Genomic DNA, 13,057 nt, shown 5'->3' on the forward strand with positions numbered 1-13,057 from the left:
ACCTAAAGTTATTCAGTGGGGTCAGCGAGTCACTTTAGGTAACACAGATTGGTTGCCTTTTGTAACTCAAGTTACTTTTCGTAACCTCAGGAGGCCTGGGGCTCGCCGTAAAGCTCGTGGGCCCGGGTCTCGAAAGCCGCGACCATCTTGCGAAAAGCCTTGTCGAAGTACTGTCCGGCGAGCTTCTCGAACAGGGCATTGCGGAACGAGAAGCGCACGTCGAACTCGATATCGCAACTGTTCGCATCGACCGGATGGAAACGCCAGACATTGTCGAGATCGCGCATCGGGCCATCGACGTAGTGGACCTTGATCTCCTCTGCTCGCCGCTTCTCGACCCGCGACGTGAACTTCTCGCGCAGGGCCTTGAAGCCGACCAGCATGTCGGCGACCATTTCGCTGCCGTTGTCCGACTTGACCCGGGTGGCGACCACCCAGGGCAGGAATTCCTGGTATCGCCCGACATCGGCGACCAGATCGAACATCTGCTCGGCACTGTAGGGTAACCGGTAGACTTCGTGGATTCCGGGCACGTTCAGGCCTCGCCCATCATGGCATTGTCTGCGCGGGACATTACTTGCGGCCCTTGGCCAGCCTTGCTTCGCGTGCCGCCCGCATTTCGGCGAAGTCCTCACCGGCGTGGTAGCTGGACCGGGTCAGCGGTGACGCGGCCACCTGCAGGAAGCCCTTTGCCCGCGCGATGGCGCCATAGGCGTTGAAGGCCTGCGGCGTGACGAATTCCTTCACCTCGGCATGCTTGGGCGTCGGCCGCAGGTACTGCCCCATGGTGAGGAAGTCGATGTCGGCGCTGCGCATGTCGTCCATGACCTGGTGCACTTCGAGGCGCTCCTCACCCAGGCCGAGCATCACGCCCGACTTGGTGAAGATCGAGGGGTCGTGGTTCTTCACTTCCTCCAGCAGGCGCAGCGAGGCGTAGTAGCGCGCTCCCGGACGGATCGTCGGGTAGAGCCTCGGCACCGTTTCGAGGTTGTGGTTGTAGACGTCGGGACGCGCAGTCACGATCGCTTCAACCGCCGGACGCATCTTGCCGCGGAAATCCGGGGTCAGGATCTCGATGGTGGTCGAAGGCGTGTTCTTGCGCAGTTCCTCGATCACCTTGACGAACTGGCTGGCACCGCCGTCGGGCAGGTCGTCGCGGTCCACCGAAGTGATGACGATGTGTTCCAGCCCCAGCTTGGCAGCCGCCTCGGCGACGTGCGCCGGCTCATCCAAATCCACACGGCCGGGCATCCCGGTCTTGACGTTGCAGAAGGCGCAGGCCCGCGTGCAGGTATCGCCCAGGATCATGACCGTCGCATGCTTCTTGGTCCAGCACTCGCCGATGTTCGGGCAAGCGGCCTCTTCGCACACGGTGTTGAGCTTGAGATCCCGCATGAGCTGGCGGGTTTCGCCATAGCCCTTGCTGGTCGGCGCCTTGACCCGGATCCAGTCCGGCTTGCGCTGCCGCTCGGGTTTCGGTTCGGGCTGCGGAACAGAGGAGAGATCGTTCATGGGGCCCAGATAGTCTCAAGTTTGCGCCCTTGCCAGCCCGAATATCCGGTTTATGGGATGCGGGCGCAAACAAGGAGCTCCCCATGACCGAGACCAGTGATCATGTCCTCGACCACCTTCTCGACGGCTATCGCCGCTTTCGCCAGACCGGCTGGACCCCCAATCGCGAACGCTGGGAACGCCTGCGCGAAGGCCAGCAGCCGGAAGTCATGATCATCGCCTGCTCGGACAGCCGCGTCGATCCCTCGCAGATCTTCGATGTCGACCCCGGCGAGATCTTCGTCGTGCGCAACGTCGCCGCGCTTGTGCCGCCGTTCGAGACCACGCCCGGCCACCACGGCGTCTCGGCAGCGCTCGAATTCGCGGTGCAGGTACTCAAGGTCAAGGAAGTCGTGGTCATGGGCCATGGCATGTGCGGCGGCTGCAAGGCCGCATTGACCCAGGAACTGCACGGCAACGAGCCGGGCGAAGGCGGTTTCGTCGCCAACTGGATCTCGCTGCTCGACGAAGCACGCGGTCCGGTGGCCGACGAGTTCGGCACCGAAGGGCGACCTGCCGAGCGCCAGATGGAACAAGCTGCCGTCAAGGTCAGCCTGGACAATCTGATGACCTTCCCCTGCGTGCGCCGCAAGGTCAAGAACGGCGAGCTGACCCTGCGCGGGGCCTACTTCGCGATCTCCGACGGTATCCTGCACCTGATGGACGGCGAAACCGGCAAGTTCGAAGCGGTTTCCTGAGAATTGCGCCATTGTCCCGGGTGGACATTCGTTGTCCACTCGGGGACAGGAGGCGGACAGGACAAAAGAAAAAGGGCGCCGGATCGATCCGATCCGGCGCCCTTTTCTTCTGGATCGCGGACCCGCCCTGAAGCGGCCCGGACCAGATCAGGACTGCGGTGCGGCCGCGGCAGCAGGAGCGGCTGCCGGCGTCGACTTGCTCGCGGCATAGGCCGACCACAGCCTGGCGACGGGCGCACGCGAACCGCTCACCTTGGCGAAGTTGGCCTGCGCCTCGGCGTATTTGCCCTGCATCGCCTGCGCCATGCCGAGATGCATCGCAACGGCATTGGCATCCACGCCCGGCTTGCCCATCGCCATCGTGTAGAAGGTTTCGGCCTTGGCCGGCTGGTCATAGCTGAGAAACACATCGCCGGTGCCGGCCACTGTCGCACCGGTTGCGCCCGGCTTCATCGCGTCACGCTCCTGCGCGGCCAGCGAGGCCTTGTCTGCCGAAACGCGCGTTTCGGTATTGGCCTTTTCGCCCGCGAGATCGGCATTGCTGATCTTGCCCTTCGAAATGCCGTCATTCATGATCTTGAGCGCTTCACCCGGATAGGCGCGCGGATCGACGTTCTCGATATACTCGAGGTAGTCGCGCTTGTCCTTCATGGCGCCGGTTACGTACATAAGACGCATGAGGTCGAGGTTTTCCTTGCTCGGCAGTGAAGCGAGCTGGCGAACCACCGAAATCGCTGCATTCCAGCTTTCCGGATTCGGGTAGTACTGGCCCAGCATCGCGGCGTAGTCAGCCGAAGCCGCGAGCTGCTTGGCGTCGTATGCGGCCTGCAGTGCGGTGCGGATCGAGGTCTCGTTCGGCTTGGCGCCGCTCGCCTTGGAAGCTTCCAGCTCCTTGTGCACGATGGCCAGGGCCGCCTGCGGATTGTTGGAACGCTTGTACGAATCGGCGAGAACGGCCTGGAGCATGCCCTGCGGATCGCGGTAACCGCCATCGTAGGCTGCCTGAAGCCAGCGCGCCGCTTCGGTGTACTGCTTGTCCTGGTAGGCAGTGACACCTGCAAGATACTGCACCTGACCGGCGGTTTCCGGGCTCATTCCGCCGCTTTCGGCCATCATTACGAGGCCGCGGTGCTGCATGGCGACATCGTTCATGAGGATGCCGACGTTGCGGGTGAGTTCACCCTGCTTGAGCTTGTCGAGCGGCTCGGTCGCGGCTGCATCGGCGGTCTTGAGCTTGGCCAGGATGCCACCCATCGCGGCGTCTACCTCTGCACGGGCGGCGGCCATTTCGGCGTCGGTCTTGGCGGCACGCGCCTTGTCCGCAGCGGCCTTCACCGCCGGATCGTTCTGGGCTTCGGTGACGGTCTTGTCGATTTCGGCCGCAACGGCTGCATATTCCTTCGAGAACGAAGCCTTGGCTGCCTTCTTCTCTTTTGCGGCAACCGTGGTCGGGGCAGCGGCGACAGCCATGCCACCGGCGAGCGCCATGGCAAGGGCAACTCGGGAAATCAGGAACTTGCGAGCCATAAAGGCCAACTCCTCTCAAGTCATCAGACACAGTGACCCTCACCCTCAAGCGGGGTCTCGAAAATGCACGGCGCAGGTACTGACGGGGAAATGCGCCTTTGGCAACCTCGCTCTCGAACTAGAGGCCCGCCGCTTAACGCTGTTTGAATGCGACTCACCGCAAGCGTTCAGACAGGCCCCGTCATTCGCCCGACGCGTCCTTTCGGTGTTTCAACCCATAAGTGTGGAAAAAGATGCACTCAGCGCCTTCGCATGGGCTGATTCAGTGGCATTCGCCTGGCGCATGTCCTAGTGCCGAACATCACCTTTCTCATCGAAGCAACGAACGACACAGCGCGTGAGCGACGACATCGACACTCTAGAACATACCGGCCCCGAGGGCGAGTACACCCGCATCGACATCGTCGATGAGATGAAGACGAGCTACCTCGATTACGCGATGAGCGTGATCGTGAGCCGCGCGCTTCCCGACGTGCGGGACGGCCTCAAGCCGGTGCATCGTCGCATCCTGTGGACCAGCCACGAAAACGGGTTCGTTTCCGGCAAGGCCTACCGCAAGTCGGCGCGTATCGTCGGTGACACCATGGGTAAGTATCACCCCCATGGCGACGCCGCGATCTACGACGCGCTGGCGCGCATGACGCAGGACTGGTCGATGCGCCTGCCGTTGATCGACGGCCAGGGCAACTTCGGCTCGATGGATCCCGATCCGCCGGCATCGATGCGTTATACCGAGGCGCGCCTTGCCAAGGTGGCCGACGCGCTGCTGGCGGACATCGACAAGGATACGGTCGACTTCCAGCCCAACTACGACGGGGCGGAGAACGAGCCGCAGGTCCTGCCTGCGCGTTATCCTAACCTGCTGGTCAACGGCGCCGGCGGCATCGCGGTCGGCATGGCCACGAATATCCCTCCGCACAATCTGGGCGAAGTGATCGACGGCTGCTTCGCGATGATGGACAATCCGGGCATCACTTCGGAAGAACTGTTCCAGATCATTCCGGGGCCGGATTTCCCGACCGCTCCGCTGATCCTCGGCCAGGGCGGCGCGCGCAACGCCGCGATGACCGGTCGCGGCTCGATCATGATGCGTTGCCGCCACCAGATCGAGGAAGCCCGCGGCGACCGTCGCTCGATCGTGCTGACCTCGATTCCCTACCAGGTCGGCAAGTCCAACCTCGTCGAGAAAATCGCCGAGGCCGCCAAGGACAAGCGGATCGAGGGCGTTTCCGACATTCGCGACGAATCGAGCCGCGAAGGCATGCGCGTCGTCGTCGATCTCAAGCGCGACGCCTCGCCCGAAGTCGTGCTCAACCAGATCTGGCGCAACACTCCTGCCCAGTCGAACTTTGCCGCCAACATGCTGGCGATCCGTGGCGGACGCCCGGAAATCCTCTCGCTGCGCGATATTCTGCAGGCCTTCATCCAGTTCCGCGAGCAGGTCATCACCCGCCGCACCAAGTACGAACTGAACAAGGCCCGCGACCGCGCGCACATCTTGCTCGGCCTCGTCGTCGCGGTTTCGAACCTCGACGAAGTCGTCGCAATGATCCGCGGTTCGTCGAACCCGGCCGATGCCCGCGCGAAGCTGCTGGCCAAGGAATGGCCGATCGGCGATATCGCGCCTTACATTCGGCTCGTCGAGGCGATCGAACCGAGCGCTGAAGAGGATGGCGGGTCCTATCGCCTGTCCGAGACGCAAGTTAAGGCGATACTTGAACTTCGCCTGCACCGCCTGACTGCGCTGGGCCGCGACGAAATCGGCGACGAGCTCAAGGAGCTTGCCATTGCGATCGAGGAATATCTCTCGATCCTCGCCGATAGAGTCAAGCTTTACAACGTGATGCGTGAGGAACTTCAGGCAGTACGCGATGCCTATGCGACCCCGCGTGTCTCCGAGATCACCGCTGCCTTCGACGGGATCGAGGACGAAGATCTGATCGAGCGCGAGGACATGGTGGTGACTGTCACCATGGACGGGTACATCAAGCGCACGCCGCTCTCGACGTTCCGCGCCCAGAACCGCGGCGGCAAGGGCCGCGCCGGCATGGCGACCAAGGACGAGGACGCGGTGACGACCATGTTCGTCACCTCGACCCACAACCCGGTCCTGTTCTTCTCGACCGCGGGCAAGGTCTACCGCCTGAAGGTCTGGAAACTTCCGGAGGGTGGTCCGACCACGCGCGGCCGTCCGATCGTCAATTTGCTTCCGGCACTCGACAAGGACGAGACGATCCAGACCGTCCTTGCCCTGCCCGAGGACGAGGCCGATTGGGGCAAGCTCTCAGTCGTCTTCGCTACCTCGAAGGGCAATGTCCGCCGCAATTCGATGGACTCCTTCTCGAACATTCCGACCAACGGCAAGTTCGCGATGAAGTTCGACGAGGATGCCGACGATCACCTGATCGGCGTGGCCCTCCTCGAGGCGACCGACGATGTCCTGCTCGCCACTCGCCAGGGCAAGGCGATCCGCTTCGCCGGTGACCAGGTCCGCGAATTCACGAGCCGCACATCCACCGGCGTGCGCGGCATGACGCTCAAGGGAGACGACCGCGTCATTTCGCTGTCGATCCTCCACCGCGTCGGCACCGAATCCGAAGAGCGCGAGGAATACCTCAGGTACGCTCCGTGGAAGGGCGAGAAGGAAGGCGAACCGGATCTCTCGGCAGAGCGCTTCGCCGAATTGCAGGAACGCGAGCAGTTCATCCTGACTGTCTGCGCCAACGGCTACGGCAAGATGTCCTCGGCCTACGAATATCGCCGCACGGGACGCGGCGGCCAGGGCATCACCAATATCGACAATATCGCCCGCAATGGGCCGGTCGTGGCGAGCTTCCCGGCCAGCCAGGCCGAGCAGCTCATGCTGGTGACCGATCAGGCCAAGCTGATCCGCCTGCCGCTGGAAACCATGCGTGTCATCGGCCGCAATTCCGCCGGTGTCAGATTGTTCAATGTCTCGGCCAACGAGCACGTCGTCAGCGCAGTGCGCCTCGACGAGGCCAGCGAAGAAGACGAAGTCCTCGGCGAGGCAGTTGACGTGGCAGACGGCGCGGCGCCGGAGGCACCGGAAGCCCCCGAGGCTCCGGAAGCCGGAGAATGACGGACGAAAGGCCGGTGTCCACCGAGACATTGGCCTACAAGATCCTGACCGGGGCCCAGATGGCGCAGCTGCTCGGAAACGGCAGTTTCGCAGGTGCGCCGGTCGATCTTGCCGATGGTTTCGTGCATTTGTCCGCCGCGGGACAAGTCCAGGGAACGCTGGACAAACACTTCGCCGGACAAGAGGACCTGCATATCGCCTGCGTCGACCTTGCGGCGGTCGCCAACGCGCTCAAGTGGGAAGTCTCGCGCGGAGGCGCGCTGTTCCCGCACCTTTACGCACCATTGCCGCTCAGCGCCGTTACCGCGCACGGCCCGGTCCGGCGCGATACTTCGGGATGCGTCATCCTGCCGGGGCTCGACTGACCTTTATCGGCGTGAGCGCAGTTCCACGGTCACGCCGGTGGAAAGCATCAGGTTGCCGAAGTAGAACAGCGGCCAGGCGAAATGCGCCATCCACAGCTCACGCTGCATGAGGCCCTCCGCTGCGACGGCAAGCAGGTTCGCGGCCATGATGACCACAGCCCCTGCCCCCACCCGGTAGCGCGGAAAGGTGCTCGCCCAGGCGCTTGCGGCCATGCCGCCAACGGCAACCATGAAGACGAGCGCGGTAATGCGCATTTCGGGCGATGCCAGGAGAAAACCGATCACCGGCGTGATCAGCAGGATCGCGGTGACGGCGGCTTTCTGCGACCCGGTCAACTGCGCACGGCGATGCGAGGTAAAAAGCCCGATCCCCAGGCCGAAGCCGATGATGATCAGGACGATCGAGGCGTAAGGGAGATAGTCGTAAAGGGCCGTTCCGACCCCTTCGCAAACCAGCATACCCGCCAACATTCGGGTGTCGTTGCCGCGATGGTGCAGGACGGCATAGACCGCGAGCAATAGCAGAGGCGCGGCTTTCAGGCCAAGCAGGTAAAGGCCCGGAAACCGGCTGTTTTCCAGCCAGATGAAAGCCAGCGCGGCAAGCACGCTGCCTAGTAGCCAGGGCCTTCTTTCGATGAGTGCGCGCCTTGGCATTCGCTGGGTCTTCCTGTCCGGGGCCGAATTCGTCGACTGCGCTTGTCACGGTTTTGGCCTGCCATGCAATCCCCCTAGTCCCGGCGCCCCCAACTTGCATTCCCTTTCGCTGCGCGCAAAGAGCGGCTAGGGGCCTTGGCCCATGACAGCACAACCCGAATACGACGTTCACATTATCGGCGGCGGCCTCGCAGGCAGCGAGGCGGCCTGGCAACTCGCGCGGCGCGGCCTTCGCGTGCGCCTGTCAGAAATGCGCGGCACGGGAGAGCGCAGCCCGGCGCACCAGACCGACGGCCTGGCCGAGATGGTCTGCTCCAATTCCTTCCGTTCGGACGATGACGAGAAGAACGCGGTTGGCCTGCTCCATCACGAGATGCGCCGCTGCGATTCGGTGATCATGGCTGCGGCTGCCAAGGCGCAGGTACCCGCAGGTTCGGCGCTGGCAGTCGACCGCGAGGTATTCTCCGCCGAAGTCGAAGCCCGCCTCCAGTCGCTGCCGACGCTCGACATCGTGCGCGAGCGCATCGACACCCTGCCCGATAGCGGCCTGACCATCGTTGCCACTGGGCCGCTTACGGCCGAAACACTGGCCGGCAGCATCGGCAAGGCGACCGGCTCGGATAGCCTCGCCTTCTTCGATGCCATCGCTCCGATCGTCTACCACGACACGATCGACATGGACATCTGCTGGAAGGCCTCGCGCTGGGACAAGCCCTCCAAGTTCGGCGGGGAAGCCAAGGACTACATCAACTGTCCAATGGACAAGGACCAGTATCTGGCCTTCCACCAGGCCCTGCTCGACGGCGAAAAGACCGCGTTCAAGGAGTGGGAAGCCAACACCCCCTACTTCGACGGTTGCATGCCGATCGAGGTCATGGCCGAACGCGGTGTCGACACCCTGCGCTTCGGGCCGATGAAGCCGGTGGGGCTCGACAACCCGCACTGGGCGACCGAGGAACATCCCAACGGGCGCTGGGCCTATGCCGTCGTCCAACTCCGCCAGGACAACAAGCTGGGTACGCTGTGGAACATGGTGGGCTTCCAGACCAAGCTCAAGCATGCCGAGCAGGTCCGCCTGTTCCGCACCATTCCCGGGCTCGAAAAGGCCGAATTCGCTCGCCTGGGCGGCCTGCACCGCAACACCTTCCTCAACTCGCCGGTCCTGCTCGACCGGCAGCTGCGGCTCAAGAGCGCGCCGCACGTTCGCTTTGCCGGGCAGATCACCGGATGCGAGGGCTATGTCGAAAGCGCCGCGGTCGGTCTGATGGCCGGCCTGATGACCGCTGCCGAACTGGGTGGGCTCGTGTGGCAGGGACCGCCGGCGACAACGGCGATGGGCGCGTTGCTCTCGCACATTACCGGCGACGCCGAGGCGGAAAGCTATCAGCCGATGAATGTGAATTTCGGCCTGTTCCCACCGCTTCACGAGGTCAAGAAGAAGCAGCGCAAGGAAGCCTATACCGAGCGGGCCAAGGAAGACATCGGCGCCTGGTTGCAAACGCTGGCCCCGGCGGCCTGAGGCGCTTGAGCACGAACAACGCGGTTTGGGACCGGACCGGCGCGGCGGCGCCGTGCGGCGGAACTCCTCTGGCGTCAGCCAGTCGTTGCCGTTGACGTCGGCATGGTCGAACTTGTCGACGGTCGTGACGGCCCATTCCTCAAACGTGAGCAGGTTGTTGCCGTCCTTGTCGAGCCTGCGGAATCCCGCGGTCCTGGTCGACAGCATTTCGTTGCGGGTGATGCGTCCGTCGCTGTCATGGTCATAACGGGCAAAGCGCCGTTGCTCGCGGCTGAGTTCGGTCGCTTCGGGCGGTTCCGGGCCGACCAGATCTTCTATCGCCGCGCTTGGAAATTCGTCGGGCTGCGCCGTAGCTTCCTCAGGCGGCGGGGCGCCCTCCTCCACTTCGGCGCGGCCCTGCATCCAGAACAGGCCGAGCGAGACAAGCAGTAGCGCAGCCAGCGCGCCCAGGACCAGTCTGTTCACGAACGCCTCTGCATCACCCCGCGATGCATAGTGCGATGGTCTCCGCCTTTGAAATTACAATCTGGTCAGCAGGTCAAAAGCCCAGAATACCGAGCCGCATGGCCTTGAGCAGCGCCGCGGGGGACTGCGCGGCTTTCTCATCGCCCCTGGCCTGCCGAGCTTGCGCAAGACCGTGCAGCACGAGTAGCGGCCGCAGCGGTCTTGAAACGCGCGGGCTGCGCGTCGCGTCCTCTGCGATCATGGCACGCATGGCCTCGGTCTCGCTCTTGTCGCGCAGGCGCGTGGCGAGGTCGGCCATCGCCCATTTCCGGCCGATCGTGGCGCAAGCCTGCGCCTCGCCCGGCCTGCCGAGCGCGGAGGCCAACGCGGCGAATGCGGCCCCGCGCCCCTCTACCATCTGACCCAAGGCTTCGGGCGGCAAGGGCGCATGCCCGGTCAAGGCTTCCCAGCCATCGACGAGCGCCGAGAGCGCCTTGTGCTGGCCGTCCCAACTGCGCAGCGCGGCCAGCAAGGGTTCGCCCGCAGGCCATTCGGATGCATCGCGATCGAGGCTCTCGCGCCACCAGGCAAGGCGCAGCTGCGCCAGCATCGGCTCCTTGGAATGGCGCAGCAGCCCGGCCAGACGCGTATCTAGCGCGAACAGGGCCAGCGTGGGCAGGCGCGCCGAGCCTGGGGCATAGGCCAGCGCCAGTCTCTGGCTCAGCGGCAAACTGGCAAGCAAGCTCTCTTCGATGGCGTTTGCGGACATCGGTCGCGGGGGGGAATCTTGTGACACAGCGCCTCTCTAACCTGCGAGGCCGGTTGTGCAAGTGCGCCCAAATGCAACGCCATTTAACAAGGGTTAACTAAAATGTTTCATTCAATGCAAATCTCGTTGCCCGAGATAGTGAATATTCGATTGAGGCGCCTTGAGGATATTTCCGATGTTCCGACGGATCCGCTGCCTGATGAAAAGCCTGCTCTCCGCAAGGAGCGGCAACGCCATGATGATGGTGGCGCTCGGCATGCCCGCCCTCATCGGAGCCATGGGCTATGGCGTCGACACAGCCCAATGGTACATGTGGCAGCGCGAGTTGCAACACTCGGTCGACCAGGCCGCAATCGGCGGCGCATGGGCGCTGGCCTACAGCGACGATGCCGATTACAAAACGCGCGCCAAGCAGGAATTCAACGCCAATCAGAAGATCACCGCCTCCTTCGCGAGCGCTCCGACGATCAGCCTGGCGAACTTCGATGGCGGCACGGCGAACAGCGTTCTGGTAACGGCCACGGCGACGAAGAAGCTGCCTTTCACCGGCTTGCTGCTCAACCAGTCGGCCACCGTGATGGCGCGCGCGCAGGCCCGCTTCAAGGAAGGTAGCAAGTTCCATGCCTGCCTGATCACCCTCAAGCAGGACGGCACCACATTCCAGATCGGCGGTAACGCACACGTCATTGCCAATTGCGGCTTGGGCGCCCTTTCATGCAGCGACGATGCCATCACCATCGACGGTAGTGCCACTGTGGAGACCACCTCGATTGCCGCATGCGGTACAGTGGACGTCCCCGAGAGCCTGCAAGGAACGGTCACAGAAAATGCTTCTGGCCTCACCGACGTCTATTCCGACATTCCGATCCCGGAGCCGGATTCCGGCACTGCGGACCAGACCAAGAAAAAGTACTGCGAGGGTAACGGGAACAAGGCGATCGCCAATCTTTTTCCCGGCAAATATGTCGGCGGCTATACCGCCAAGTGCGCCACGACTTTCAACTCGGGCATCTATTTCATCGATGGCGGCACCTTGGACCTGTCCACCAACGCAACGGTCGTGGGAAAGAACGTTCTGTTCGTGCTGCGCAAAGGCGCGCAGATCAAGCTGGGCGGCGAAGGGGCGACGGGCTCGATAACGCTGACGCCGATGCAGGCTGCCGACTTCCAGAGCACACCTTATGCGGCCGATGCGGATCGCCTTTCGCAGATGCTGTTCATGGAGGACAAGACCGATGAGACCGAGCCTGCCTCGCACCAGATCAACGGCAACACCAATCTGAACATCGAGGGCGTGCTCTACCTTCCCAACGGTGACGTCCAGATCAACGGCGACTCCGGCACCACCAGCAAGCTGTGCTTCCAGATCTCGGCCTATACGCTCGACATTCGCGGCAGCGCCTACCTGCGCACCTTGTGCGACTACGACGACAGCTCGCTGCTCGGCACCTCCACTCCCATCGTGAGGCTCGTGGCATGATCGGTCATGGCCTGCGCCGCATGGTTAGCGACCTGAAAGGCGTGATGGCCGTCGAAACCGCCATCGTCGCACCGGTTATCGTGCTGATGGCACTCGGTACCTTCGAAGTCGGCCGGATCGTCTCGCGCCAGCAGGAATTGCAGAGCGCAGCGAGCGAGGCCGAAGGCATCGTGCTGGCCGCCGCAGCCGGTTCTGGCACATCCTCGGACACGATGAAGAGTGTCATCAAGGACTCGCTCGGTCTCGCCGACAACGAGGTGACCTTGCAGCAGCGATTCCGCTGCAACCTCTCCAGCCAGTTGACTGCAGATGCATCCACCTGCGACACCGATCAACCGATCTATCAATATGTCCTGCTCGACGTGACCGATACCTACACGCCGATCTGGACCCGCTTCGGCGTGGGCAAGGCCCTGAACTATCGTGTCGAGCGCACGATCCAGGTGCAGTGATGGGCAGCTTCTTCTCGCAGCGGCGCCTTGCGCGCTTCCACCGGGACGAACGCGGCGGTGTTCTCGTCGAGTTCGCCCTGCTCGCGCCGCTCTTCTTCACGCTGCTGATCGGCGTCCTCCAGATCGGGATGCAGATCCAGAACTGGAACGCAATCCGCAACCTCGCCTCGGATGGCGCGCGATTTGCTGTGGTCGAGTATCAGCGAGGCCATGCCAGCCAGGCCGACCTGATTTCAACCTGGATGCGCTCGCGCGGGGTCGGTTCACGGTACAATCTCAATACCGACCGACTGGGCATTACCGTCACGTCGCAGACGAGCCGGATCGCCGATGCCCTCGAGATGCAGATCAGTGTCACTTACGATGCGCCGGACTACCTGGCCTTCGTCCCGGGCAACCTGCTGCAAATCACGTACAAGCGGCCGGTTTTCCTGCTCAAGGACAGCTGACCACCCTTCCCTTCTGACAGCGGGCTGCATCGATGCAGCGTCCGCGCCA

13 protein-coding genes are annotated in these 13,057 nt (G+C 63.2%); 8 read left to right on the top strand and 5 right to left on the bottom strand.

Annotated features, from left to right (window positions below):
* Positions 1 to 86: 86 nt before the first annotated feature.
* Both PP1Y_RS18985 and lipA read right to left on the bottom strand, forming a co-directional pair.
* Positions 87 to 533 (bottom strand): type II toxin-antitoxin system RatA family toxin, encoded by a 447-nt coding sequence (locus tag PP1Y_RS18985; RefSeq protein ID WP_013833667.1) that lies wholly within the window; start codon positions 531 to 533, stop codon positions 87 to 89.
* Between the two features lie 40 nt (positions 534 to 573).
* Positions 574 to 1,512 (bottom strand): lipoyl synthase, encoded by a 939-nt coding sequence (gene lipA / locus PP1Y_RS18990; RefSeq protein WP_013833668.1) that lies wholly within the window; start codon positions 1,510 to 1,512, stop codon positions 574 to 576.
* An 83-nt stretch (positions 1,513 to 1,595) separates the two neighbouring features.
* Here lipA and PP1Y_RS18995 point away from each other — a divergent pair, with 83 nt between their 5' ends.
* Entirely contained in the window at positions 1,596 to 2,249 is a 654-nt protein-coding gene (locus tag PP1Y_RS18995; RefSeq protein WP_013833669.1) for a carbonic anhydrase, read from the top strand.
* 147 nt (positions 2,250 to 2,396) lie between these two features.
* On the opposite strand, the gene PP1Y_RS19000 is transcribed toward PP1Y_RS18995, so the two are convergent.
* Positions 2,397 to 3,776 (bottom strand): hypothetical protein, encoded by a 1,380-nt coding sequence (locus tag PP1Y_RS19000; protein ID WP_041559006.1) that lies wholly within the window; start codon positions 3,774 to 3,776, stop codon positions 2,397 to 2,399.
* A gap of 337 nt (positions 3,777 to 4,113) precedes the next feature.
* Here PP1Y_RS19000 and gyrA point away from each other — a divergent pair, with 337 nt between their 5' ends.
* Both gyrA and PP1Y_RS19010 read left to right on the top strand, forming a co-directional pair.
* Positions 4,114 to 6,876 (top strand): DNA gyrase subunit A, encoded by a 2,763-nt coding sequence (gene gyrA, locus PP1Y_RS19005; protein WP_013833671.1) that lies wholly within the window; start codon positions 4,114 to 4,116, stop codon positions 6,874 to 6,876.
* Positions 6,873 to 7,241 carry a DUF952 domain-containing protein gene (locus tag PP1Y_RS19010; protein WP_013833672.1) on the top strand — a complete coding sequence of 123 codons (369 nt, stop codon included), beginning with the start codon at positions 6,873 to 6,875 and terminating at the stop codon, positions 7,239 to 7,241. The genes gyrA and PP1Y_RS19010 overlap by 4 nt, the downstream gene beginning before the upstream one ends.
* A gap of 3 nt (positions 7,242 to 7,244) precedes the next feature.
* On the opposite strand, the gene PP1Y_RS19015 is transcribed toward PP1Y_RS19010, so the two are convergent.
* On the bottom strand, positions 7,245 to 7,895 hold the full coding sequence (locus tag PP1Y_RS19015) for a lysoplasmalogenase family protein (protein ID WP_013833673.1): 651 nt from the start codon (positions 7,893 to 7,895) through the stop codon (positions 7,245 to 7,247).
* A gap of 142 nt (positions 7,896 to 8,037) precedes the next feature.
* Between PP1Y_RS19015 and trmFO the strand changes: the two genes are divergently transcribed.
* Both trmFO and PP1Y_RS26660 read left to right on the top strand, forming a co-directional pair.
* On the top strand, positions 8,038 to 9,414 hold the full coding sequence (gene trmFO, locus PP1Y_RS19020) for a methylenetetrahydrofolate--tRNA-(uracil(54)-C(5))-methyltransferase (FADH(2)-oxidizing) TrmFO (protein WP_013833674.1): 1,377 nt from the start codon (positions 8,038 to 8,040) through the stop codon (positions 9,412 to 9,414).
* Between the two features lie 102 nt (positions 9,415 to 9,516).
* Positions 9,517 to 9,846 (top strand): hypothetical protein, encoded by a 330-nt coding sequence (locus tag PP1Y_RS26660; RefSeq protein ID WP_013833675.1) that lies wholly within the window; start codon positions 9,517 to 9,519, stop codon positions 9,844 to 9,846.
* Positions 9,847 to 9,952: 106 nt separating this feature from the next.
* On the opposite strand, the gene PP1Y_RS19030 is transcribed toward PP1Y_RS26660, so the two are convergent.
* The gene (locus PP1Y_RS19030) at positions 9,953 to 10,627 is read right to left on the bottom strand and encodes a hypothetical protein (RefSeq protein WP_041559007.1); all 675 of its coding nucleotides are present in this window, start codon (positions 10,625 to 10,627) and stop codon (positions 9,953 to 9,955) included.
* A gap of 175 nt (positions 10,628 to 10,802) precedes the next feature.
* On the opposite strand from PP1Y_RS19030, the gene PP1Y_RS19035 reads away from it, so the two are divergent.
* The 3 genes from PP1Y_RS19035 to PP1Y_RS19045 are packed head-to-tail and all read left to right on the top strand — an operon-like array spanning position 10,803 to position 13,008.
* On the top strand, positions 10,803 to 12,107 hold the full coding sequence (locus tag PP1Y_RS19035; RefSeq protein WP_041559008.1) for a TadE/TadG family type IV pilus assembly protein: 1,305 nt from the start codon (positions 10,803 to 10,805) through the stop codon (positions 12,105 to 12,107).
* Entirely contained in the window at positions 12,104 to 12,559 is a 456-nt protein-coding gene (locus PP1Y_RS19040) for a TadE/TadG family type IV pilus assembly protein (RefSeq protein ID WP_013833677.1), read from the top strand. Before PP1Y_RS19035 ends, PP1Y_RS19040 begins: the two co-directional genes overlap by 4 nt.
* Positions 12,559 to 13,008 carry a TadE/TadG family type IV pilus assembly protein gene (locus PP1Y_RS19045; RefSeq protein ID WP_013833678.1) on the top strand — a complete coding sequence of 150 codons (450 nt, stop codon included), beginning with the start codon at positions 12,559 to 12,561 and terminating at the stop codon, positions 13,006 to 13,008. Before PP1Y_RS19040 ends, PP1Y_RS19045 begins: the two co-directional genes overlap by 1 nt.
* The last annotated feature ends 49 nt before the right edge of the window (positions 13,009 to 13,057 follow it).

The sequence above is a fragment of the Novosphingobium sp. PP1Y genome (assembly GCF_000253255.1).
Lineage (GTDB): Bacteria > Pseudomonadota > Alphaproteobacteria > Sphingomonadales > Sphingomonadaceae > Novosphingobium.